Origin of the sequence: Microbacterium oleivorans (assembly GCF_013389665.1) — a bacterium.
GTDB lineage: Bacteria > Actinomycetota > Actinomycetes > Actinomycetales > Microbacteriaceae > Microbacterium > Microbacterium oleivorans_C.
In genome coordinates, this window is record NZ_CP058316.1 from 1,490,809 (window position 1) to 1,513,564 (window position 22,756).

The 22,756-nt window shown below is 72.1% G+C and carries 23 protein-coding genes; 12 read left to right on the forward strand and 11 right to left on the reverse strand.

The genetic code is table 11. From position 1 onward, the window contains the following. Positions 1 to 49 precede the first annotated feature (49 nt). From HW566_RS07135 to purU, 4 genes are all read left to right on the forward strand, one after another. Positions 50 to 319 carry a hypothetical protein gene (locus HW566_RS07135; RefSeq protein ID WP_178011587.1) on the forward strand — a complete coding sequence of 90 codons (270 nt, stop codon included), beginning with the start codon at positions 50 to 52 and terminating at the stop codon, positions 317 to 319. A 127-nt stretch (positions 320 to 446) separates the two neighbouring features. After that, positions 447 to 1,640 carry a cobalamin-independent methionine synthase II family protein gene (locus tag HW566_RS07140; RefSeq protein WP_178011590.1) on the forward strand — a complete coding sequence of 398 codons (1,194 nt, stop codon included), beginning with the start codon at positions 447 to 449 and terminating at the stop codon, positions 1,638 to 1,640. A gap of 55 nt (positions 1,641 to 1,695) precedes the next feature. Continuing rightward, entirely contained in the window at positions 1,696 to 2,331 is a 636-nt protein-coding gene (locus HW566_RS07145; RefSeq protein ID WP_178011592.1) for an alpha/beta fold hydrolase, read from the forward strand. Positions 2,332 to 2,374: 43 nt separating this feature from the next. Continuing rightward, positions 2,375 to 3,253 (forward strand): formyltetrahydrofolate deformylase, encoded by an 879-nt coding sequence (gene purU, locus HW566_RS07150; RefSeq protein ID WP_178011594.1) that lies wholly within the window; start codon positions 2,375 to 2,377, stop codon positions 3,251 to 3,253. A gap of 89 nt (positions 3,254 to 3,342) precedes the next feature. Here the strand turns inward: purU and HW566_RS16045 are convergent, their stop codons facing one another. The 4 genes from HW566_RS16045 to HW566_RS07165 form a co-directional block, all read right to left on the reverse strand. Then, complete coding sequence (locus tag HW566_RS16045; protein WP_256728914.1) at positions 3,343 to 3,474, reverse strand: hypothetical protein; 132 nt, start codon at positions 3,472 to 3,474, stop codon at positions 3,343 to 3,345. 58 nt (positions 3,475 to 3,532) lie between these two features. Then, positions 3,533 to 4,321, reverse strand: a complete 789-nt coding sequence (locus tag HW566_RS07155; protein WP_444860496.1) for a serine hydrolase — start codon at positions 4,319 to 4,321, stop codon at positions 3,533 to 3,535. A 181-nt stretch (positions 4,322 to 4,502) separates the two neighbouring features. After that, a complete protein-coding gene (locus HW566_RS07160) occupies positions 4,503 to 6,500 on the reverse strand; it encodes a M13 family metallopeptidase (RefSeq protein ID WP_178011598.1) in 1,998 nt (665 codons plus the stop codon). Positions 6,501 to 6,546: 46 nt separating this feature from the next. Next, positions 6,547 to 8,343 carry a lipase family protein gene (locus tag HW566_RS07165; protein WP_178011600.1) on the reverse strand — a complete coding sequence of 599 codons (1,797 nt, stop codon included), beginning with the start codon at positions 8,341 to 8,343 and terminating at the stop codon, positions 6,547 to 6,549. A 117-nt stretch (positions 8,344 to 8,460) separates the two neighbouring features. Between HW566_RS07165 and HW566_RS07170 the strand changes: the two genes are divergently transcribed. Together HW566_RS07170 and HW566_RS07175 are read left to right on the forward strand one after the other, a co-directional pair. Continuing rightward, positions 8,461 to 9,777, forward strand: coding sequence for an MATE family efflux transporter (locus tag HW566_RS07170; RefSeq protein WP_178011602.1), 1,317 nt, complete (start codon positions 8,461 to 8,463; stop codon positions 9,775 to 9,777). Between the two features lie 94 nt (positions 9,778 to 9,871). Then, positions 9,872 to 10,381 carry a hypothetical protein gene (locus tag HW566_RS07175; RefSeq protein ID WP_178011604.1) on the forward strand — a complete coding sequence of 170 codons (510 nt, stop codon included), beginning with the start codon at positions 9,872 to 9,874 and terminating at the stop codon, positions 10,379 to 10,381. 18 nt (positions 10,382 to 10,399) lie between these two features. On the opposite strand, the gene HW566_RS07180 is transcribed toward HW566_RS07175, so the two are convergent. Then, entirely contained in the window at positions 10,400 to 11,044 is a 645-nt protein-coding gene (locus HW566_RS07180) for a TrmH family RNA methyltransferase (protein WP_178011606.1), read from the reverse strand. Between the two features lie 178 nt (positions 11,045 to 11,222). Between HW566_RS07180 and HW566_RS07185 the strand changes: the two genes are divergently transcribed. Further along, the gene (locus tag HW566_RS07185) at positions 11,223 to 11,861 is read left to right on the forward strand and encodes a metal-dependent transcriptional regulator (protein ID WP_178011608.1); all 639 of its coding nucleotides are present in this window, start codon (positions 11,223 to 11,225) and stop codon (positions 11,859 to 11,861) included. A 20-nt stretch (positions 11,862 to 11,881) separates the two neighbouring features. On the opposite strand, the gene HW566_RS07190 is transcribed toward HW566_RS07185, so the two are convergent. After that, positions 11,882 to 12,844: an SDR family NAD(P)-dependent oxidoreductase gene (locus HW566_RS07190; RefSeq protein WP_178011610.1), complete on the reverse strand. Its 963-nt coding sequence runs from the start codon at positions 12,842 to 12,844 to the stop codon at positions 11,882 to 11,884. A gap of 42 nt (positions 12,845 to 12,886) precedes the next feature. Between HW566_RS07190 and HW566_RS07195 the strand changes: the two genes are divergently transcribed. Then, positions 12,887 to 13,696, forward strand: coding sequence for an HAD-IIA family hydrolase (locus HW566_RS07195; protein WP_178011612.1), 810 nt, complete (start codon positions 12,887 to 12,889; stop codon positions 13,694 to 13,696). Between the two features lie 156 nt (positions 13,697 to 13,852). Further along, on the forward strand, positions 13,853 to 14,038 hold the full coding sequence (locus HW566_RS07200; RefSeq protein ID WP_256728915.1) for a hypothetical protein: 186 nt from the start codon (positions 13,853 to 13,855) through the stop codon (positions 14,036 to 14,038). A gap of 40 nt (positions 14,039 to 14,078) precedes the next feature. Here the strand turns inward: HW566_RS07200 and HW566_RS07205 are convergent, their stop codons facing one another. The 3 genes from HW566_RS07205 to HW566_RS07215 form a co-directional block, all read right to left on the reverse strand. Continuing rightward, positions 14,079 to 15,167, reverse strand: coding sequence for an alkene reductase (locus tag HW566_RS07205; RefSeq protein WP_178011614.1), 1,089 nt, complete (start codon positions 15,165 to 15,167; stop codon positions 14,079 to 14,081). A 142-nt stretch (positions 15,168 to 15,309) separates the two neighbouring features. Beyond that, positions 15,310 to 15,888: an orotate phosphoribosyltransferase gene (pyrE, locus tag HW566_RS07210; protein WP_178011615.1), complete on the reverse strand. Its 579-nt coding sequence runs from the start codon at positions 15,886 to 15,888 to the stop codon at positions 15,310 to 15,312. A gap of 40 nt (positions 15,889 to 15,928) precedes the next feature. Then, complete coding sequence (locus HW566_RS07215) at positions 15,929 to 16,423, reverse strand: metallophosphoesterase family protein (RefSeq protein WP_178011617.1); 495 nt, start codon at positions 16,421 to 16,423, stop codon at positions 15,929 to 15,931. 95 nt (positions 16,424 to 16,518) lie between these two features. On the opposite strand from HW566_RS07215, the gene HW566_RS07220 reads away from it, so the two are divergent. The 3 genes from HW566_RS07220 to HW566_RS07230 all read left to right on the forward strand — a co-directional run bounded on the left by HW566_RS07220 (position 16,519) and on the right by HW566_RS07230 (position 19,451). Continuing rightward, entirely contained in the window at positions 16,519 to 17,358 is an 840-nt protein-coding gene (locus HW566_RS07220; RefSeq protein ID WP_178011619.1) for an exodeoxyribonuclease III, read from the forward strand. 69 nt (positions 17,359 to 17,427) lie between these two features. Then, positions 17,428 to 18,738: a sensor histidine kinase gene (locus HW566_RS07225; protein ID WP_178011621.1), complete on the forward strand. Its 1,311-nt coding sequence runs from the start codon at positions 17,428 to 17,430 to the stop codon at positions 18,736 to 18,738. 65 nt (positions 18,739 to 18,803) lie between these two features. Beyond that, positions 18,804 to 19,451: a response regulator gene (locus HW566_RS07230; protein ID WP_256728946.1), complete on the forward strand. Its 648-nt coding sequence runs from the start codon at positions 18,804 to 18,806 to the stop codon at positions 19,449 to 19,451. A gap of 28 nt (positions 19,452 to 19,479) precedes the next feature. On the opposite strand, the gene HW566_RS07235 is transcribed toward HW566_RS07230, so the two are convergent. Together HW566_RS07235 and HW566_RS07240 are read right to left on the reverse strand one after the other, a co-directional pair. Next, positions 19,480 to 20,817 carry a DUF2029 domain-containing protein gene (locus HW566_RS07235; RefSeq protein ID WP_256728916.1) on the reverse strand — a complete coding sequence of 446 codons (1,338 nt, stop codon included), beginning with the start codon at positions 20,815 to 20,817 and terminating at the stop codon, positions 19,480 to 19,482. 56 nt (positions 20,818 to 20,873) lie between these two features. Next, a complete protein-coding gene (locus HW566_RS07240) occupies positions 20,874 to 22,700 on the reverse strand; it encodes a glycoside hydrolase family 15 protein (RefSeq protein WP_178011625.1) in 1,827 nt (608 codons plus the stop codon). Positions 22,701 to 22,756 lie beyond the last annotated feature (56 nt).

Below are 22,756 nucleotides of genomic sequence, written 5' to 3' on the forward strand. Positions count from 1 at the left end.
GGAGCGCAACCCCTCGTCAGGGGCGGGACGCACACGAGAGGATGGAGGCATGTCCTCCTCCGTCGCGCGCCGTTCCAACCCGACCGCCTGGGCCGCCTTCTGGGTCGCGCTCCTCGGGCTCGTCCTCATGCCGATCCCGCTGTTCATCGGCCTGATCCTCGGCGGCGGCCTCTCGCTGGTCGCCGCGGTCCTCGTGGTGATCGCCCTGCTGAAGGGCCTCGCGCGCAGCGGCGCGGGCATCGCCCCCGTCGTCTTCGCCGGCATCTTCGTGCTGCTCACGTGGGGCGGCATCTCGATCGGTGGCGGCACGATCTGGTGACGCGCTCGGGTGCCGTCACATGATGACGGACCGATGCCGCCCGCCGCACGTGCGGCGATAGAGTCGCCGGCGGATCCGACGCCGGCCCCCGATGCCGCGCCGACCCCCCGACGAGGAAGCGACGAGCATGACCGAGATCTCCACCACCACCGCCGGCAGCCTGCCCCGCACGCCGTCTCTCATCGAGGCCAACCGGGCACGATCCTTCGCCGACGACGGCTTCACCCTGCAGTCCGCACCCGAATTCGACGAGCTGACCGGGCAGGCGGTGAGCGACGTCGTCGCCCGTCAGCGCGAGGCGGGCATCACCCAGGTCGGGGACGGGGAGTTCGGCAAGGCGATGTCGAACCCCGTCGACTACGGCGCCTGGTGGTCCTACTCGTTCCAGCGCGCGGCGGGCCTGTCGCTGACCGAGGTGAACGCGTTCAACGAGCCGCCGGTGCGCTCCGAGCCCGGGAACGTCCGGCTCACCTCGTTCCTCGACCGACGCGACCGGCAGCGGTTCCCGGCCGTCTACGCCGACGCGGTCGAGGCGGGCGCGACCGCCACGGCGTTCCCCACCACGACCGGGCCGATCTCGTACCGCGGCCAGGAGGCCGTGGCATCCGACATCGCGCATCTGAAGGCCACCCTCCGCGAAGGCGAGCAGGGCTTCCTGACGGCGATCGCGCCCGGATCGGCGTCGCGGGTGCGCAACGAGTACTACGCCACCGACGAGGAGCATCTCTTCGCCTGGGCCGACGCGCTGCGCGAGGAGTACCGCGCGATCACCGACGCCGGGCTCATCGTGCAGCTCGACGACCCCTCGCTGGCCGAGAACTTCGACCAGATCAACCCGGAGCCCTCGATCCCGGACTACCAGGCGTTCATCCGTCTGCGCGTCGAGGCCCTCAACCACGCGATCGCCGGCTTGCCGAAGGAGCTGGTGCGGCTGCACCTGTGCTGGGGCTCGTGGCACGGGCCGCACACGACCGACGTCGCCCTCGCCGACATCCTGCCGGTCGTCCTCGGCGCGAACGTGGGGTCGATCTCGTTCGAGGCAGGCAACGTCCGCCACGAGCACGAGTCGGGCGTCTGGGGGGACGCCGCCGTGCCGGACGACCTCGTCCTCGTGCCGGGCGTGGTCAGCCACGCGACCAACGTCGTCGAGCACCCCGAGCTCGTCGCCCAGCGCATCGAGCGGTTCGCCTCGATCGTCGGCACGGACCGGGTCGTCGCGTCGACCGATTGCGGCCTCGGCGGACGCATCCACCCGGACCTGGCGTGGGCGAAGCTCGCCACGCTCGGCCAGGGCGCACGCATCGCCGCCGCCCGCGCCTGACGCGCAGGCGCTTTCGACTACCGTGAAAGGTCGCACGACAGCGCGAGAGGAAGCCATGACCGAGACACAGCCGCAGATCTTCGAGCCCGAGGGCCGCGCCATCCCCTACGTGGAGGATGCCGGCAGCGAGCCCGTGCTGGTGCTGATCCCGGGTTACAGCAACGTCGCCGCGCTCGGCACGCTCGCGCACGTCCTGGCCGAGGAGGACTTCCGCATCCTGCGCGTCGGCTACCGGACGGCGCAGACCGACGGCGTCACGCTGCACGACCTGGCGCAGGATGTCGTCGACGTCATGGACCACGTCGGCCTCGGCGACGCCTGGGTCGGCGGCCACGCCTTCGGCGGCGCCGTGGCGCGCACCGTCTCGATCCACCACACCGACCGGGTCGACGGCGTGCTGCTGCTCGGCGCGGAGGGCGAGGAGCCCCGCGCCGACCTCGAGCCGCTGCAGGCCGCAGCCGCGGCATCCGTCTCGCCCGAGGAGTGGCGCGCGCTCGCCCCCACGGTTCCCGTGATGCTCATCCAGGGCGGCGCCGACGAGGTGCTCCCCCCGGCCAACGGCGAGCGGCTGCAGGCCGCGGCACCCGGGCTGGTCAGCCTCGTGACGCTCGAGGGCGGCGGGCACCTGTTCCCCGCGACGCACGCCGGCGAGGCGGCCTTCGTCATCGAGGACTACCTCGACGTCGACTGACGCCCGTGCCGAGCACACCCGGCGGACAGGGCAGAATCGAGGGATGACCGAATCGTCCACCGCGCTCCATCCCGCCCACGCCTGCCTGATCGTCCACGGGCAGGACCAGCCGGGCATCATCGCGGCGCTGTCGGCGATGGTCACCCGCGTGGGCGGCAACATCGTGGCGTTCGACCAGTACTCCGACGACCCCACCGGCGGTGCCTACTTCTGCCGCGTCGTGTTCCACCGGCCGAACTTCGCCGTCGACCGCCCCGCGATCGAGGCCGAGATCGCCGAGACCCTCGGCGGCTTCGAGCTGCAGTGGTCACTTACCGATCAGTCGGTGCCCAAGCGCATGGCCATCCTCTCGTCCAAGCAGGACCACTGCCTGCTCGACCTGCTCTGGCGCCACCGCCGCGGCGACCTGCCGGTCTCGGTGCCGATGGTCGTGTCGAACCACACCACCTCGGCCGAGGACGTCCGCTCGTTCAACGTGCCGTTCTTCCACGTGCCGTCGACCCCGGGACCCGACAAGTCGGCGTCCGAGGCCGAGATCCTCAAGCTGCTGGTCGGCAACGTCGACTTCGTCGTGCTCGCCCGGTACATGCAGATCCTCTCGTCCGACTTCCTCGAGAAGCTCGGCGTCCCGGTCATCAACATCCACCACTCGTTCCTGCCGGCCTTCATCGGTGCCGAGCCCTACAAGAAGGCGAAGGAGCGGGGCGTCAAGCTCATCGGAGCGACGAGCCACTACGTCACGACCGACCTCGACGAGGGGCCGATCATCGAGCAGGACACCATCCGTGTCACGCACGCCGACACCACGGCCGAGCTCGCCCGCCGCGGCGCCGACGTCGAGCGCCAGGTGCTCTCGCGGGCCGTGCTGTGGCATGCCCAGGACCGCGTCATCCGCCACGGCAACCACACCATCGTCTTCTGACCCCGCGCGGGAGGCCGCGCCTCGAGCATGCCGATGCGCACCCCCACGAACCTCGGAGGATCGCGCCAACCGCGGACCCATCCGCGGGTTCACTCCGAGTTCGGCGATGATCTCCGAGGTTCGTGGGCGCGGCCGGATGCCGCGCCCGCGGCCTCGATGCGATCGTTCACGCTCTGGAACACGACGCTGATCTCGGGGGCGAACTCTCCGATACTCAACATGGTGATTCCAGCCGACAGCCTGACACGGTGTGAGGGTCAAGCGCATGTCGGGATCGGATCAGAAGACGTACTCCATGAGGTCGAGGCCGAAGGCGCGGAACGCCTCGTGGGCGCGCAGCCGGTCGGCGAGCGACAGGTCGTCGAATCCGACGACGAGGGCGTAGGCGACGCCGGCGCGCGGTCCGGCGAGCACCCCCGCCTCCGCTCGGATGCCGTCGGCTCGGCCCGTCTTGTTCACGAACAGCAGATCGTGCTTGTCGTCGTCGTGCGCGAACGGGTCGAGCCCCGTGACGGAACCGACGAGCGAGAGGTCGTGGTTCAGGCTCAGCCATTCCGAGACCTGCGCGCTCACCCCGGGCGAGACCACGTCGGTGTTGACCAGCGACGCGAACAGCGCCGCGAACTCGCGAGCCGTTCCGAGCGCGTAGTGCGGTGCGTCGTCCGGACCGCGGTCGTCGCGGAAGCGATCGAGCAGCGCGGTGCGGGGCATGCCGAGGCTTCCGAGCCGCGCGCGCACCGCCTCCAGGCCGACCCGGTCGAGCAGCGCGTTGGCGGCGCGCGCGTCGCCGATCGAGGCGGCGAGCACCGCGAGGTCACCGAGCGGCAGCGCCGGTGCGAGCAGATGCCGCCACACTCCGGCGACGGCGACGTCGTCGACCGCGCCCCGCTCGACGATCTCGAGCGGATCGAGCGCGCCGACCTCGAAACGCGCCGCGACCTCGATGAGCAGCGGGACGATGCCCAGGCCGGCGACAGGCAGCGTCACGAAGTCGTCCCCCGCGAGCACCGGCGTGCCCCGATCGAGGTCGCTCACCCGTACCGACACCCGGGCACCCGAGGCCGCCAGGGCGTCGAGGGCCTTCTCGGTGGAGCCGAAACCGCGGCGCGGCGCGGCCGAACGACGCCGGGGACGCGGCTGCGCGCGTCGCTCCGCCCGCGATCGGGCGGTCTCGGAGGAGGACTCGGATCCATCCACCGTCATCTTGTCGTCTCCGTCGGAGTCAGTTTCGCCGGTTCGCGTCGGACGGTCACCAGATGGTGACGCGGCGCTCGGGATCGAGCCACAGGGCGTCGCTCGGAGCGACGTCGAACGCCTCGTAGAACGCGTCGATATTACGGACGATCTGGTTACAGCGGAACTCGTTCGGCGCGTGCGGGTCGATCGTCAGCAGGCGGATCGTCTCGGCGTCCCGCCCCTTCTGCTGCCAGATCTGGCCCCAGCTGAGCAGGAGCCGCTGCACGCCCGTGAACCCGTCGATGACCGGGCCGTCGGGCGACTCCGCGAGGTCGGCCTCGGACATCGTCTCGGCGAGGTGGAGGCGGTACGCCTTGAGGGCGATGCCGAGCCCGCCGAGATCGCCGATGTTCTCGCCGATCGTGAGCGCGCCGTTGACGGTGTGCTCGGCGGCCAGGCCCTGCGGGACGAGCGCGTTGTACTGCTCGATGAGGGCACCCGTGCGCTGCTCGAAGGCCGCGCGGTCGTCGTCGGTCCACCAGTCGTTGAGGGCGCCGGTGCCGTCGTAGGCACTGCCCTGATCATCGAACCCGTGTCCGATCTCGTGCCCGATGACCGCGCCGATCCCGCCGTAGTTCGCCGCGGCGTCGCGGTCGGACGAGAAGAACGGCAGCTGCAGGATGGCCGCGGGGAACACGATCTCGTTCATGAGCGGGTTGTAGTAGGCGTTGACCGTCTGCGGCGTCATGAGCCACTCGTCGCGGTCGATCGGCTGCCCGAGCTTGGCGAGCTGCCGCTCGTACTCCCACTCGGTGGACCGCAGCACGTTCCCCAGGAGATCGGCGGGGTCGATCTCGAGCGCCGAGTAGTCCTTCCAGCGCTCGGGGTAGCCGATCTTGGGGGTGAAGGCGGCGAGCTTCTCGAGGGCACGCTCGCGCGTGGCCGGGGTCATCCACGCGAGCCCGGTGATGGACTGCCGGTACGCCTCGATGAGGTTCTGGACGAGGGCGTCCATCTCGGTCTTCGCCTGCGGCGGGAAGTGCCGCTCGACGTAGATGCGCCCCACCGCCTCGCCGAGGGCGGCCTGCACGATGCTCACGCCGCGCTTCCAGCGCTCGCGGTTCACCGGCACCCCGGTGAGCTGCGTGCCGTAGAAGGCGAAGTTCTCGGCGACGAAGGCAGCGGGCAGGAACGGCGCCGACGCGCGGACGACCTGCAGCCGCAGCCAGGCCTTCCAGTCGTCGAGTCGGTCCTGCACCAGCAGCGAGCCGAGCCCGCTGAGGAAGCTCGGCTGGTTGACGTTGATCTCGGCGAAGCCGCTGAGATGCCCCGGGGCGAGCGCCTCGAGCCACGGGTCGAGGTCGACGCCGGCCTGGGCCCGGACCTCGTCCCAGGTCTGCAGGTTGTAGGTGGCCACCGCGTCGCGATTGCGCACGTTGTCCCAGTGGTGCGTGGCGAGCTCGGTCTCGAGCCGGGCGATACGGTCGGCCTGCTCCTCGCCACCGTCGACGCCGGCGAGGTCGAGCATGCGCTGCGCGTAGCCGCGGAAAGCCGTGCGCGTCTCCTCGAAGTTCTCGAGACGGTAGTAGCTCTCGTCGGGCAGCGACAGCCCGCCCTGCACGAAGAAGACGACGTACCGTTCGGGGTTGCCCGGATCGGGCTCGATGAACGTGCCGATCATCCCGCCGATGCCCTCGCGCTCGAGCTCGCCGACGGTGCGCAGCAGCGCGGGGATCGAGTCGACGGCATCCACACGCGCCAGCTGCGGGCGCAGCGGATCGGCTCCCAGCTCGTCGATGCGGTCGGTGTCCATGAAGCTCGTGAACAGGTCGCCGATCTTGCGGCGGACGGTTCCCGGCTCGGCCGTCGTGGCCTCGTCGATGATGGCCCGCACGTCGCTCTCGGCCTGCTCGGCGATGAGGTGGAACGACCCCCAGCGGGCCTTGTCGTCGGGGATCTCGGTGCGCTCGAGCCAGCTGCCGTTGACGTGGCGGAACAGGTCGTCCTGGGGCCGGATCTCGGGGCTGAGCTCGGCGGTGTCGATGCCGGAGGGAAGAGCGGGGGTGGTCATGTGACCCATGCTAGGCCGACCCGGCGACGCCAACTTCGGAGCGCGTTCAGCGTTCCGTCGTGGTACACCCCTCGGCCACCGGGACGCCCGCGAAGCGGTCGGCCGTCCACGCGAAGAGCTCGTCGATCAGCGGCGAGGGCCGCTCGACGACACCGGCGTGCTCGAAGCCCGCGTACGTGCGGAAGTCGACGTCCTGGCCGGCTGCGCACATGCGGTCGACGAAGGCGGCCTGCGTGCCGACGGGGATGATGCTGTCGGCGCCCCCGTGCGCCAGGAGCAGCGGTGCGGTCGAATGCAGCGGCGCGGTGTTCTCGCGCAGGTGCCGCCCGAGCGCGCCGGATGCCGGCGAGCGCGAGAACAGCGCCGGATCGCGGCTCATCCCCAGCGCGGCCGCCACCGACAGGACGATGGTGGGATCCGAGAGGCATCGCTCGGACATCTGCCGCAGCGCCGTCTCGGCGCCGGGTCTGACGTAGTCGCGGTACTCGATCTCGGGATAGATCTCCGAGAACGACGCGAACGCGTAGGAGGCGAAGATGCTGCCGCCGGTCACCCCCGAGATCCCCTGTACGAGCGCGGCGGGGTCGCTCGCGGGGGCGAGTGCCGCGACGCCCTGCACCCAGACGTCCGGGGCGTACTCGCGCGCGATCGCACCGGTCCACAGCGCCGCCGCTCCCCCCTGCGAGTGACCCCAGACGACGGTGCGCGCGCCGAGGTCCGCCTCGTCGAGCTCGCGCGCGGCGCGCACGGCATCCAGCGACGCGTGCGCGCTCGGCGGCCCGACGAGGTAGGGATGAGGACCCTCGGTCCCCAGTCCGATGTAGTCGGTGCCGACGACCGCCCAGCCCTGCTTGATCGCCCGCGGCAGCATGTAGAACGCACCCGCCCAGAGTCCGCGCGGCTGCAGCGACGGTGCGCAGTGCGCGGCGAACCCGGTGGTGCCGTGGTTCCAGTCGATCACCGGCCATCGACCCTCACCCTCGCGGGGCACCGCGACGATCGCGCTCGCCACGCGCACCTCGCCGTCGACACCGGTGGTCGTGTAGAGGATGCGCCAGCCCTCGGCGCTGGCCGGGATGCCGCCGGTGAACGGTTCGGCCCGCACGAGGCGCCCCGGTTCGTCGGGCAGGTCGCGGGGTGCGGCGTAGAAGTCGTCGACGACCGTGGATCCTTCGCGCAGCGGCGTCGTGACGATCGTGGTGGTCACCGCGAGCGCGACCGACGCGATCGCGATCACCGTGCGACCCCAGCGGCGACGGGGCCGGCCGCTCTCGCCGCCGCGCTGCGCGGCGCGGTCGTCGTGGCGACGACGCAGCCGGGTCCACAGGTCGACCGTGCCGCTCATGATCAGGCGCGCCCCGAAGACGACGGCGACGACGAGGAGGGTGATGTCGGGCCAGAACAGGGCGAGCGCGCCGAAGATGACCCCCGAGACGCCGAACGCGACGTCGGCGATCCGGGCATCCCACGAGCGGCCGCGTCCGAACGCCGCCACGACGCCCAGGATGCCGCCGAGCAGCAGCAGCACGCCGACGACGATCGCGACCACACGCACCGTGAGCCCGGGGGCGAGGAGGACCACGGCGCCGCCGAGGAGCCACGCCACCCCGGTGGCCGTCCGCCACCGGGGCCGGTGCGTCTCGCCCTCGCGCCCGGTGAGCTCGAGCAGGCCGGTGAGCGCCATGCCGCCCCCGAGGAGCCAGGCGAGCACGTCGAGCGCGGTCGTCGGTCGGATGACGATCACCACGCCCAGCACCACCGCGACGACGGCGACGACGATGCGGACCCAGGCCGGGAGGCGCGCGTGCAGGCGCGCGATGGCCAAGCGCTCGAGCAGCCGCATCCGAGTCCTCCCTCCGCTCCGGAGCATCAACGGTAACCGGTCGCGAGCGCCTGCCCGGGCCGCTCGACACCGGGGACGCGGGCGTGCAAGGCAAGGTGACGGCCCTAGGCTCGTGGCATGGCCCGCACGCTCAATCGCGAGATCCTGCGGCTGGCCGTTCCGGCGCTCGGCGCACTGATCGCCGAGCCCATGTTCCTCATCGTCGACGCCGCCCTCATCGGCCACCTCGGTGTCGTGCCCCTGGCGGCGCTGGGGATCGCCGGCGCCGTGCTGCAGACGATCGTCGGCCTCATGGTCTTCCTCGCCTACGCGACGACACCCGCCGTCGCGCGTCGCTTCGGCGCCGGAGACTCGACGAGCGCGGTGAGCGCCGGCATCGACGGGCTCTGGCTCGCGCTGGGGCTCGGGGCGGTGCTCGCCGTGGCGGGTTCGGCGGCGACGCCGTTGCTGGTGGGCGCGTTCGGCGCCGGCGAGGCCGTCTCGGTCGACGCGGAGACCTACCTGCGACTGTCGATGTGGGGGCTGCCGGCGATGCTCATCGTGTTCGCCGCCACCGGCCTCCTGCGCGGAATGCAGGACACCGTCACTCCGCTCTGGATCGCCGGGCTCGGATTCGGCGCGAACGCGCTGCTCAACGTCCTGTTCGTCTACGGGTTCGGCTGGGGCATCGGCGGCTCGGCACTCGGCACGGTCGTGGCCCAATGGGGCATGGTCGGGGCGTACGTCGTCGTGATCGGAAGGCTGGCGCGCCGCCACGCGGCATCCGTGCGTCCGCGGGCCGACGGGATGCGGGGCTCGGCGCGTTCGGGGGGCTGGCTCTTCCTGCGCACCGTGTCGCTGCGCGCGGCGCTGCTGGCCACCGTCGCGGTGGCCACCGGCCTCGGCACGAGCGAGCTCGCGGGCTGGCAGGTGGCCTTCACGATCTTCTCGACCGCGGCATTCGCCCTCGACGCCCTCGCGATCGCCGCCCAGGCCCTCATCGGGCGCGGGCTCGGGGCCGGCGACGAGACGTTCGTGCGGCGCGTGCTCGGGCGCACCGTCGCCTGGGGTGCGTGGTTCGGCGTGATCGTCGGCATCGTCATCGCGGCGGCGTCGGGCGTCATCGGGCTGGTCTTCACCGGCGACCCCGTCGTCGCCGCCCTGATCCAGCCGGCTCTCCTGATACTCGCGATCACCCAACCCGTCTGCGGCGTCGTGTTCGTCCTCGACGGCGTGCTGATGGGGGCCGGTGACGTCCGCTACCTGGCCGTCGCCGGCGGCCTGAACCTCGTGCCCTTCGTCCCGGCGCTCGTGCTCATCGCCGCGCTCCGCCCGGCAGGGGCCGGCGGTCTGGCCTGGTTGGCCGTGGCGTTCTTCGGCGTCTACATGCTCGCCCGGCTGCTCACCCTCGGGTGGCGGGTGCGGCGGGGCACCTGGCTGTCGATCGCGGTCTGATCCCGAGCGCCGTCGCCCGCCCTGACGGGGGACTGTGATGAGGTCGAAACCGTATTCTCGCCCGAACCACAGGCTGCGCGCCTACGGTGGCGCCATGCCGAAGCCCACCCCCGCAGCCGCCGCGTGCATCGCGGTGCTCGCACTGGGGTTGCTCACTTCCGGCTGCAGCCAGCGGACCGCGCCCGTGGAGATCCCGACCCGGTCCGACGATCCGCAGTCCCTGCCCCGTCCCACCGCCGAGGATGCCGCGGCATGGGCCGACGGCGTCATCCCCGAGAACGCCCTCGGCGGCGCGTCGTGGACGCAACGCGCGTCGGGCGTGCTCGACCCGGGCCGCGAGCCGCTCATCTTCGTCGCCGCCGACGAGGCACCCGCGCTCGTGAGCATCGCCTGCGTGACCGGCGCAGACAGCACGCTCTCGTACACCGTGACCGTCGCGGGCGACGACATCGACCGCGGCGACATCCCCTGCGCCGCCGTCGACGAGATCGCGTCCGCGCACACCCTCCACGACGTCCCCGCCGAGGCGACGGTCGAGCTCGACGCCGGCGCCAGCGGCCTGTTCGTCTACGCCGTCAGCCCCGACGCCGACCCCGCGCGCTGACCGCGGGGGCCGGGCACCTCAGCGGGCCCACCGGCGGCACCACTCGTACATCACGACGGCACCCGCGGCGGAGGCGTTGATCGACCGCGTCGACCCGTACTGCGTGATCTCGACGACGACGGATGCCGCGGCCACCGCCTCGGGCGACAGGCCCGGTCCCTCTTGCCCGAACACGAGCACGCAGCGCTCGGGGAGGTCGGCGCGGTCGACCGGGACCGACCCCTCGACGTTGTCGACCGCGACGATCGGGAGGCCCTCGGCCGCCGCCCACGCCGCGAACGCCGCCACGTCCTCGTGATGACGTACGTGCTGATAGCGGTCGGTGACCATCGCGCCGCGCCGGTTCCAGCGTCGCCGACCGACGATGTGCACCTCGGCCGCACCGAAGGCGTTGGCACTGCGCACGATGGAGCCGATGTTCATGTCGTGCTGCCAGTTCTCGATCGCGACGTGGAACGCGTGCCGACGCTCGTCGAGGTCGGCCACGATCGCCTCGAGACGCCAGTACCGGTAGCCGTCGACGACGTTCCGGCGATCGCCCTCGGCGAGCAGCTGCGGGTCGAGCCGGGGGTCGTCGGGCCATGCGTCGGGACCGCCCGGCCAGGGGCCGACCCCCACCGCCAGCTGCGCCTCCGGCTCGCCCGCCGGGTCTGTTCCATCCACCGAGCCAGGCTATCCGGCGCCCGAGTGCACGGCATCGGCGCGTCCGCACGCCGAGTGCACGGCCGGGCTCCGAGTGCACGGCATCCAGACGTCCGCACGCCGTGCCTTCGACGGGATGCCGTGCACTCAGTGGGCCGGCAGGGGCTGGGTGGGGGTGGGGGGCTGGGTACTGTGGAGTGTGCCCTCCCCCGCCGTCGACGACTACCTGAAGACGATCTACCACCACACCGAATGGCAGCCGGCGCCGATCACCCCGTCGCAGCTGGCCGCGACGCTCGGACTGGCGCCGTCGACGGTGACCGAGATGGTGCGCAAGCTCGCCGCCCAGGATCTGGTGTCGCACCGCCCCTACGGACCGGTCGCCCTGACCGAGGCCGGGCGGCTGCGCGCGGCATCCATCATCCGCCGGCACCGCCTCATCGAGACGTGGCTCGTGCGCGAGTTCGGCTACGCCTGGGACGAGGTCCACGACGAGGCCGAGGTGCTCGAGCACACCATCAGCGACCGGCTGCTCGCCGGCATCGCCGAGCGCCTCGGCGATCCCCGGTTCGATCCGCACGGCGACGCCATCCCCGATGCCGCCGGAGAGGTGCACCGCGAGCCGTTCGTCCTGCTCGCCGAGGCGGCGCCCGGGCACACCGGGCGCATCCTGCGCGTGAGCGATCGCGATCCGACGCTGCTGCGAGCGCTGGAGGAGCGCGGCGTCGACGTGGGCCACACCCTGACCGTCGACACCCGCGACGGCGTCCAGCTCGACGGCGGCGGGTCGATCGCGCTGCCGCCCGGGGCGACCCGCGCGATCTGGATCACCGCCTGACGCCGAGCTGACGCTCGGGGTCAGGCCCTGGCGCGGGTGCGGCTGGCCTTGAGGTACGGCCACGGGGCACGGGTGGCCTGCTCGCAGTGGGTCCACAGCCGTGCGGCGATCTCGGGGTCGCGGGTGATCGCGGCTGCCGTGCCGCGGCGCGGCTCTCCCCGCAGCACGCCCGACGGACCGTAGAACTCGCCGCCGGATGCCTCGGGGTCGGTCATGGCGCGCACGAGAGCCCAGGCGCCGTGCTCCTTGGACTGGGTGACGGCGACCTGCAGGTTGTCGGTGAAACGCGTGAGACGCGAGGGCTCGTTGATCCCGACGATGCCGCGCGTGCGGCCGCTCGTCGAGTAGCCCGGGTGGGCGACGAGGCTCGCCACGGGCACGTTCGCCGCCCGCAGCCGGTCATCGGCCTCGAGCCCGAGCGAGGTCGTGGCCACCTTGGACTGCACGTAGGCACGCCACGGGGAGTAGTCGTCCTCGAGCTCGATGTCGGTCGGGTCGTACTTCCAGATCGAGGTCGAGACCGACCCCACCCACACCATCCGGCCACGGCCCGCCGCGAGGGCGATGAGCAGCTCACCGGCCAGGGCGTAGTGGCCGAGCACGTTCGTGGCGAACACGACCTCGTGCCCGTCGTACGTCGTCTTGCGCTGCCGGGGCGGGTGCACGACGCCGGCGTTGAGCAACAGTCCGTGGAGCGGCTTGCGGCCGCGCGCGGTGGCGGCGGCGGCCCGCACCGAGCCGAGGTTGCTGGTGTCGAGCAGCAGCGTCTCGACGGATCCGACCCCCTCGGGCAGCTCCCGCTGCACCGCGGCGCGAGCGGTCGCGAGGCGCTGGGGACTGCGACCCGTCATGATGACGTGTCCCCCGGCCGACGCCAGCTGCAGCGAGGCGAAGTAGCCGAGCCCGGCGTTGGATCCCGTGACGAGGTACCGCTTGCCCGACAGGTCGGGGAGCTTGCGGGGATTCCAGTCGTCGCGGGCCACGAGTGAAGACTACGGCCGGATCGCCACGGCTAGGCTGGGGCCATGCGGACACGCGCCGATATCGAGTGCTGGCTCACCGACATGGACGGCGTTCTCGTCCACGAGAACCACCCCATCCCGGGAGCGGCCGAACTGCTCGCGCAATGGCGCGAGACGGGCACCCCCTTCCTGGTGCTGACGAACAACCCCTTCTTCACGCCCCGCGATCTCAGCGCGCGCCTCGCGCGTTCGGGCCTCGAGGTCCCCGAGGAACGCATCTGGACGTCCGCCCTGGCGACCGCGGACTTCCTGCGCTCGCAGCATCCCGGCGGCTCCGCCTTCGTCATCGGCGAGGCGGGGCTCACGACGGCGCTGCACGAGGCCGGCTACATCATGACCGAGACCGATCCCGACTACGTCGTGGTCGGCGAGACCCGCAACTACTCGTTCGACGCGATCACCAAGGCCATCCGGTTCATCAACGCCGGTGCGCGCTTCATCATCACGAACCCGGATGCCACGGGGCCCACGCCCGAGGGTGTCGTACCGGCGACGGGGTCGTTCGCCGCGCTCATCTCGCACGCCACCGGCAAGACGCCCTACGTCGTGGGCAAGCCGAACCCGATGATGTTCCGATCGGCGATGAACCGCATCGGCGCCCACTCGGAGAACACCGGGATGATCGGCGACCGGATGGACACCGACGTCGTGGCCGGCATCGAAGCCGGACTGCACACCGTGCTCGTCCGCACGGGCATCGCCGACGACGCCGAGATCGAGCGCTACCCGTTCCGCCCCGACGAGATCCTCGACTCGGTCGCCGACCTCCTCGACGGCGAGCCGTACGAGACCGAAGACCCGGGGATCCTGTGAACGACCGGGCGCGGCGCAACCGCCGCATCGACCGGATCGCGGCATGAACGAGCTCGAGCAGAACCTGCTGCTCATCAGCGTCGCGCTCATGCTCACGACGAGCCTGGTGATCGTCGTGGTCCAGCTGGTGCGGCGCCGGCGCGGAGGCGACGACTGATGGCCGCCGTCCTCGCCCTGACCGGCCTGGCCGTCCTCGTCGTCGCCCTGGTGATCTTCGTGCGCAATCAGCGCATCGGCGACGACGGGTCCAACCGCGGCTCGACGCGCCGGGGCATCATCCTGCTGATGTTCTTCGGGCTCGTCCTGGGCCTCGCCTCGCAGCTGCCGGTCTTCCAGGGCTGAGCGCGGCCGGAACCCGCGGCTCCGGCCGCGCCGCCGTCCGTCAGACTCCGGCGCGGACCTCGTCGAGGAACGGGTAGTCGACGTAGCCCTCGGCGGTCGAGCCGTAGAACAGCTCGGGGCGGGCATCGTTCAGCTCGGCGCGCTGCTCCCACCGCACCGCGAGGTCGGGGTTCGCGATGACGGGGCGCCCGACGGCGACGGCATCCGCCCAGTCGGCCGTCACGAGCGTCTCGGCCTCGTCGCGCGTCGTCGGCGACCCGAAGCCGGAGTTCAGGATGAAGGGCGCGCCGGCCGTGCGTCGAATGTGCTGCACGAGTTCGCCGGTCGGGTCGGCGCTCAGCACGTCGACGAAGGCGAGCTCCAGCGGAGCGAGTCCCTCGGCGACGGCGGTGTAGGTCGCTCGCGCGTCGGCGTCGTCGGTCTCGAGCACGCCCTGGATGTTGTGCTGGGGCGACAACCGGATGCCGGTGCGGTCGGCGCCCACCGCTGCGGCGACGGCCCGCGTGACCTCGATCGCGAAGCGCGCCCGGTTCTCGGGCGATGCGCCGTATCCGTCGTCGCGGACGTTCGACTCGGGCGAGAGGAACTCGTGCACGAGGTAGCCGTTCGCGCCGTGCACCTCGACGCCGTCGAGGCCGGCGGCGATGGCGTTGCGTGCCGCCTGCGCGAACTGCAGGGCGACAACCGGGATCTCGTCTGCGGTCAGCGCGTGTGCCACGGGCAGATCGGCCTTGCCCTTCGGGGTGCGGGTCTGTCCGGGGGCGGCGAGCGCGCTCGGCCCGACGACGCGGTCCGCGCCGGTGATGTCGGGGTGCGAGACGCGCCCGCCGTGCATCAGCTGCATGACGATCGTGCCGCCGGCCTCGTGGACCGCGTCGGCGATGCGGCGCCAGCCCGCGATCTGCGCGTCGGTCTCGATGCCGGGCTGCCCCGGGTACGACTTGCCCTCGACCACGGGCCACGTGCCCTCGGTGATGATGAGCCCCTGCCCCGCGCGCTGGCGGTAGTACTCGACCATGACGTCGGTGGGAACGCCGTCCTCTCCCGCACGGGTGCGGGTCAGCGGCGCCATGACGACGCGGTTCGAGAGGTTCAGGGTGCCGAAGACGGCGGGCTCGTACAGGCTCATACCTCAGCGCAACAGCCCGCGCACGACGCACTATTCCTTGCGAGGCGGTTCGCCTGGCAGTTCATGCCCGTTCCCTCATGCGGATGCGGCGGATGCTGCCAACCCAGGCGCGGCGGGGCCGGCCCGCGCACGGCGGCGCGGACTACTGCGGAGCGAGGCCGAGGTCGTCGAGGTCGATCGCGGCCAGCCACTGCAGGCCGGCCTCCTCGACCGCCGCCTGGGCGCCGGTCTTGCGGTCGACGATCACCGCGACGGCGACCGGCTCGGCGCCCTCGCGCCGCAGCGCTTCGACGGCCTTCAGAGCCGACTGGCCGGTGGTCGAGGTGTCTTCGACGACGACGACGCGCTTGCCCGCGAGATCCGCACCCTCGACCTGACGGCCACGACCGTGGTCCTTCGGCTCTTTGCGCACCACGAAGGCGTCGAGGGGCCGTCCGGCGTGCACCGACTCGTGCATCACGGCGTTGGCGATGGGGTCGGCGCCGAGGGTCAGACCGCCGACGGCCACGACGCCGTCGACATCCGCGATGAGGTCGAGCATGATGCGACCGATCGCGGGAGCCGCGCGGTGGTCGAGGGTCAGGCGCCGCATGTCGACGTAGTACGTCGCCTTCTTGCCGCTCGAGAGGGTGAAGTCCCCGTGGAACACCGCCTCGTCCTGGATGAGCCGGATGAGATCCTGGCGGTCGGCTTCGAGCTCGGGCGTGCCTGCGACGGTCATGCCCCGATTCTACGAGCGCCTCGGTGCCGGGCCGTGCCGCTCAGACCACGACGAGGTCGACGTCGCGCAGGTCGCCGGCGTCGATCGTGAGGGTCACGAAGGTCTTGTGCGGCTGGCGGCGCCGATCGGTCGGCGATCCGGGATTGAGCAGGCGCAGCCCGCGGGGCGTGGTGGTGTCCCACGGGATGTGGCTGTGACCGAACACCAGGACGTCGTCGTCCGGGTAGGCGGCATCCATCCGCTTCTCGCGTCCGGTCGCCGGTCCGGTCTCGTGCACGACCGCCAGCCGCACGCCCTCGATGCTGCGGCGCGCCACCTCGGGCAGTCGCGCGCGGAGGTCGTCGCCGTCGTTGTTGCCCCAGACGCCCACCACCTCGCCGTGCTGCTCGAGCTCGTCGAGCACGCCCGTCGAGACCCAGTCGCCGGCGTGCACGATGAGGTCGGCGGCGTCGGCTGCCGCGAGCACGGCATCGGGCACGGCCCGCGCGCGCCCCGGGATGTGGGTGTCGGCGATGAGCAGCAGTCGCGTGGCCATGCTCCGACGCTACCGATCACGGACGAGGCACGGACGGTCCCGGCCCGGACGGATGCCGCGACGGCGGCGTCCGCGGCCCGGAATAGGCTTCCGGTATGCGTCTTGCCACCTGGAACGTGAACTCCATCCGCGCTCGCGTGGACCGCATCGTCGGTTTCGCCGTCGACCAGGATGTCGACGTCCTCGCGATGCAGGAGATCAAGTGCAAGCCCGAGCAGTTCCCGATGGAGCAGTTCGAGGCCGCCGGCTACCATGTCGAGCTCCACGGGCTGAACCAGTGGAACGGCGTCGCGATCGCGAGCCGCGAGCCGATGACCGACGTGCAGATCGGCTTCCCCGGCATGCCCGGCTTCCTCAAGGGGCACGAGGGTCCCGACGCGCCGCTCGAAGCCCGCGCGATCGCCGCGACGGTCGGCGGCGTGCGGGTGTGGAGCCTGTACGTGCCCAACGGGCGGTCTCTCGATGACCCCCACTACGTCTACAAGCTGCACTGGCTGCAGGCGCTCGAGCAGTACACGCGTGACACGGTGGCCTCCGACCCCGCTCTTCCGCTCGCGCTCACCGGCGACTTCAACATCTGCCCGACGCCCGAGGATGTGGGCGATCCCACCCTCGTCGAAGGCGTCACGACCCACGTGTCGCCGCCCGAACGGGCCGCGTTCCGGGCGCTCCTGGACGCGGGGCTGTCCGACACCGTGCGCCCGCTCGTGCCGACCGGCTACACCTACTGGGACTACAAGCAGCTCCGCTTCCCGCGCAACGAGGGGCTGCGGATCGACTTCATCCTGGGTTCGTCGGCCTTCGCCGACGCCGTCACGGGCGCCGCCATCCACCGCGACCAGCGCAAGGGCGAGGCGCCGAGCGATCACGTCCCCGTCGTGGTCGACCTCGACCTCGACGCCGGGGAGGACGACGATCGCCCGATGATCTTCTGACGCCGGATGCCGCTCGCGTCCCCCACACGGGGGATGCCCGCCGGTGGACCCACCCGTAGCGTGGGAGGCATGTCCGTGGCCTCCACCGTTCCCACCGAGCGCCGGGCGCCGACCCGCGAGCAGCTGCGCAACGACCTCTGGCTCGCGGGAGCGATGCTGGTCAGCGCCATCCTCAGCACCTGGCTCGGTCACGTCGCCCAGGTGTGGGGCGCCGATCCGCCCCACCTGGGCTGGGGTCTGCTCTACTGCCTCGCGCTGACCGCCCCGCTCGCGTTGCGTCGCCGCGTGCCCGAGGCGGCGTTGATCGTCGTCGCGGCCGTCTACTTCGTCGGGATGTCGGTGCACATCCCGGAGATGTACGTCGGCAGCATCGCGCTGTTCATCGCGATGTACTCCGTGGGGGCGTGGGTCATCGATCGCCGCCGCGCGATGATCGTGCGGGTCGTCGTGATCGTCGGGATGTTCTTCTGGCTCATAGCGGCGATGTTCCAGGCGGCCAGTGATCCGGGCGGCGAGACGGCGGCGGAGTTCTCGCTCTTCTCTCCCGTCGCCGCGCTGATGATGCTGCAGTTCCTGTTCAACGTCGTCTTCTTCGCCGGCGCCTTCGCCTTCGGCGAGCGCGCCTATGCCGAGGCCCTCAGCCGCGAGACGCTCGAGCAGCGCACGCGCGAGCTCGAGCGCGAGCGCGAGATCACCGCGGCACAGGCCGTGGCCCTGGACCGGGTGCGCATCGCGCGCGAGCTGCACGACGTCGTCGCCCACCACGTCTCGGCGATGGGGGTCCAGGCGGGCGCCGCACGCACGGTGCTCGAGCACGACCCGGACGCCGCCCGTCGGGCGCTGACCGTCGTCGAGGAGTCGGCGCGCGCCTCGCTGGTGGAGTTGCGGCAGCTGCTGGAGACGCTGCGGACACCCGATGCGGTCTCGCCCGGTGACTCGACGCTCCGGCTCGAGGCGATCGGCGAGCTCGTCCGTTACGCGACCGAGAACGGGATGCCCACGACGTTCAGTGTGGTCGGGGCTCCGGTGGCCGCATCCGAGGTGGCGCAGGTGAACCTCTACCGGATCGCACAGGAGGCGCTCACCAACGCTCGGCGACACGGCGGCCCCGACGCGCGCGCCGACGTCCGGCTGCGCTTCGACGGCGACGAGATCGAACTCGACGTGGCCAACGACGGGCGGGTGCGTTACGGCGGCACGCCGGGGCTCGGGCTGGTCGGGATGCGCGAACGCGCGGCGGCATCGGGCGGATGGCTCGAGGCCGCGCCGCGGCCGCGCGGCGGCTTCCTCGTCCGTGCCCGCGTGCCCGCCGGGGCGAGCCGTGCCGCCGGGACCGCCGAGACGGTCGCCGACGGCAGCGAACACGGAGTCCTCGCGTGACCGGCACCGCGGCCGCCCCGGGCCCGTCGCCCACCACCGTCGTGCTGGTGGACGACCACGCCGTGATGCGGGCGGGCTTCCGGATGATCCTCGAGGCGGCGGGCGACATCGCCGTGGTCGGCGAGGCCGGCGACGGCGCGCAGGCGATCGAGACCGTCGCTCGGCTCCGCCCCGACGTGGTGTTCATGGACGTGCAGATGCCCGTGCTCGACGGTCTCGAGGCCACCCGGCGCATCGTCGCCGAGCCCGAGAACACCGCCGCCGTCGTCGTGGTGACGACGTTCGATCGCGACGACTACCTGTTCCAAGCCCTTCAGGCCGGGGCGAGCGGGTTCCTGCTGAAGAACGCCGGCCCCGAGGAGCTGACATCCGCCGTGCGCGTCGCTGCGGCCGGCGACGCGCTGCTCGCGCCGGAGGTGACCCGGCGGGTCATCGAGCGCTTCGCGACAGCGGGCGCGGAAGCCGTCGACTCACCGGCCCCATCGCCCGCGTCGGCGCCGCGCCCGGCGACGGCGGCCGATCACGGTCTCACCGACCGCGAGGCCGAGGTGCTGCGCCTGCTGGCGCGGGCGCTGAGCAACGCCGAGATCGCGCGCGAGCTCTTCATCGGCGACGCGACGGTGAAGACGCACGTGTCGAACATCCTCATCAAGCTGGGCGCACGTGACCGCGTTGCGGCCGTCGTGTTCGCTCACCGCAACGGTCTGGTCTGAGCCGAGGCGCCGCCCCGGGCCGGGGGGGTCACGCGGGGTCGGACACCGGCGAGAGGGCGGGATGGGGCGCGGGACGCGCGAGGACCGCAGTCGCGGGCCGCGTCATCGCCACCCGCCACAGCGCCTGCACGCTCCAGACGAACAGCGCCACGAGCAGCACGTTGCGTGCCAGCAGCAGGCTCGCCGCGAACGCGTCGCCGCCCACGAGCGGCATGTAGAAGATCGGGAAGACGAGGGTGGTCAGCAGGCTCGTCACCGCCATCCACCGGGCGGGGGTGCGCCAGCGCTCGGGCTCGACGAGGAGGCCCACCACGACGATCGGGGCGAGCCACAGCATGTACTGCGGCGAGCCGACCTTGTTGAAGACGATGAGAGCGGCCGTCATCGCGAACGCGCCGAGCACGACGAGGCGGCTCTCGGCCAGATCGGTGCGCACCGCGCGCGCCACCCAGGTCGCGCGCGCCCGCAGGAGCAGCACGGCGATGGCGACGAACGCGGCGATCATCAACCATCCGACGACCTCGCCCGCTGCCGTCGCGCCGTGGCCGATGACCTCGCGCGTGGCGAGCTCGTAGTTCTGCCGGATGCGGGCTCCCGGCATGTTCCAGATGGTCGCCCACACCCACGGCGTGGCGATCGGCGCCTCGAGCTGCGGCGCGCGCTGGCCCTGGATCGTCAGGAAGCTGAGCAGGTTCGACGCGCCGCCCGCGGCGACGATCCCGGCCACGATCACGGCACTGGCGCCCAAGCCGCCGAGCGCGACCCGCCGGCGTCCACGGCACACCGCGACGACGGCGGCGGCGATCGCGGCGGGCCACACCTTGATCCAGGTGGCGAGCGCGATCAGCGCCCCCGCGACGACGGGTCGGCGCGCCACCCACACGAGCCCGGCGATCGCCAGCGGTGCCGCCACCCCCTCGAGACGCAGCATCGACACCGGCGCGAGCAGGAGCACGCTGAGCAGCCAGTACCAGGCCGCCGGATAGGCCGAGATGCGCTGCAGCCTGCCCCCCGCGATCGAGACGATCGCGAGCCAGTTCGCCGCGGTCAACATCAGCAGCCACACGAGCTGGTAGAGGTAGGGGCCGAACGCGATGGGGGCGACGACCGGCAGGAGCGCGCCGGCGGGATACACCCAGGTGAAGTCGATGATCGGCCACGTGCCCTGCACCGCATCCTGCGCCCACTGCCGGTACAGCGGCAGATCGCCCTCGGTGCCGCCGGCGATGATCAGCGGCGACAGAGCCAGGATGTAAGCGATGTGGAAGGCGGCGAACCCCGTCACCAGGCCGCGTCGCGTGTGGCCGAATGCCACCAGACGTCGCCGGCGCGTGGCGGGGAAAGGGGCACCCGGGTGAGAGGTCACCCGCGCATCATAGGCCTCCGACATAGCGGCCCGATGAATCGCGATTCCGGCCGGTCTCAGTGGCGGTGTGCGGCACGTCCGGCGTGACCGGCGAGGGCGTCGGCCGCCCCGACGAGTGCGAGGTGCGACAGCGCCTGCGGGGTGTTCCCCCGATGGCTCCCGGCCGTGACGTCGTACTCCTCCGACAGCAGCCCGACGTCGTTCGCGATGGCGCAGAGGCGGTCCATGAGGTCGGTCGCGTCAGCGGTGCGGCCGGTCGCGGCGTACTGCTCGACGAGCCAGAACGAGCAGGCCAGGAAGGGATGCTCGCCGCCGGGGAGTCCGTCCGCGCCCGCCTCGGTGCGGTATCGCAGCACGAGGCCGTCCCGGAGCAGCGTCTGCTCGATGCGCGCGACGGTCGCGAGCATGCGCGGGTCGTCGGCCCGGCAGAATCCCACGGCGGGCAGCAGCAGCAGCGAGGCGTCGACCTCGTCGGTGCCGGCGTACTGCGTGAAGTGGCCGCCGGCGGCATCCACCCCGTGCTCGTCGATCTCGGCCCGCACGCCCTCGCGGAGACGCCGCCACGTCTCGACGTCGCCGTCGAGCCCGTGCTCCTCGACCGCTCGGACCCCGCGATCGAGGGCCGCCCACACCATGACGCGCGAGTGCGTGAAGCGCTGCGGCTCGCCGCGCATCTCCCAGATGCCGTGGTCGGGCCGGTCGATCTCGGCGACCACCTGATCGAGGAGGGCGCGCTGCAACGCCCACGAGAAGCCGGTCTCGGCGACCCCGCCCAGGCGGGCCGCCTCGAGGGCGACCATGACCTCGCCGATCACGTCCGCCTGGTACTGGTCGACCGCGCCGTTGCCGATGCGCACCGGCGCCGATCCGGCATACCCGGGAAGGTTCGCCAGCTCGCGTTCGGGCAGGTCGCGCTCGCCGGCGATCCCGTACATGATCTGCACGTCGGCCGGGTCTCCGGCGACGGCACGCAGCAGCCAGTCGCGCCAGCGAACGGCCGCCTCGAGATAGCCGTGCGCGATGTAGGCCTCGAGCGTGAGAGCTGCGTCGCGGAGCCAGACGTACCGGTAGTCCCAGTTGCGCGTGCCCCCCAGCTCCTCGGGAAGCGACGTCGTCGCGGCCGCGACGATGCCGCCGGTCTCGGCGTGGGTGAGCGCCCGCAGCACGAGCAGGGAGCGCAGCACGCGATCACCCCAACGACCCGCGCGATCGATGCGCCGCGCCCACGACGACCACCACGTCCGCGCACGCTCGATCGCGACGTCGACGTCGAACGGCCGGGGGATGTCGCGGTACGACGGCTCCCACCGGAGCACCGAGTCCACGATGCGGCCCGCGGTCACGCTCCACTCGGCGCGATGCCGCGTGTCGGCGGCCGTCATCCGCGGGCCGCGGATGGTCACCGCGTCGGGACCGGCCACCGCCAGCAGCACGCCGGTCGGCAGCTCCCCGTCGGAGGCGGTCGCGAGCGGAGCGAGCTGGCGCACCCACGGCACCGCCCGCGCGTAGTCGAACCGCAGCCGGAGTTCGCTCGCGAACCCGACCTCTCCCGAGACCCCCACCACGCGGCGCACGACCGCTTCGACGCCGTCGTCGACCGGCATGAACTCGTGCACCTCGGCGACGCCGGTCGCGCACTCCCACCGGGTGACGAGGACGAAGGTGTCGCCGTCGTATCGCCGCGTGGCCGTCGCGGCCGGGTCGGTCGGTCGCAGGCTCCAGCGACCGTGCGTCCGGTCGCCGAGCAGGGCGGCGAAGATCGAACCCGAGTCGTAACGCGGCAGGCAGAGCCAGTCGATACTGCCCTCGTCCGACACCAGGGCCGCGCTGCGGCAGTTGCTCAGCAGGGCGTAGCTCTCGATCGGCACGGGCACCGACGACATTGTTGCTGTCGCGACGCGCGCGGGCAAGCGCGGGTCCGCGGCAGGCGCGCTGCGCC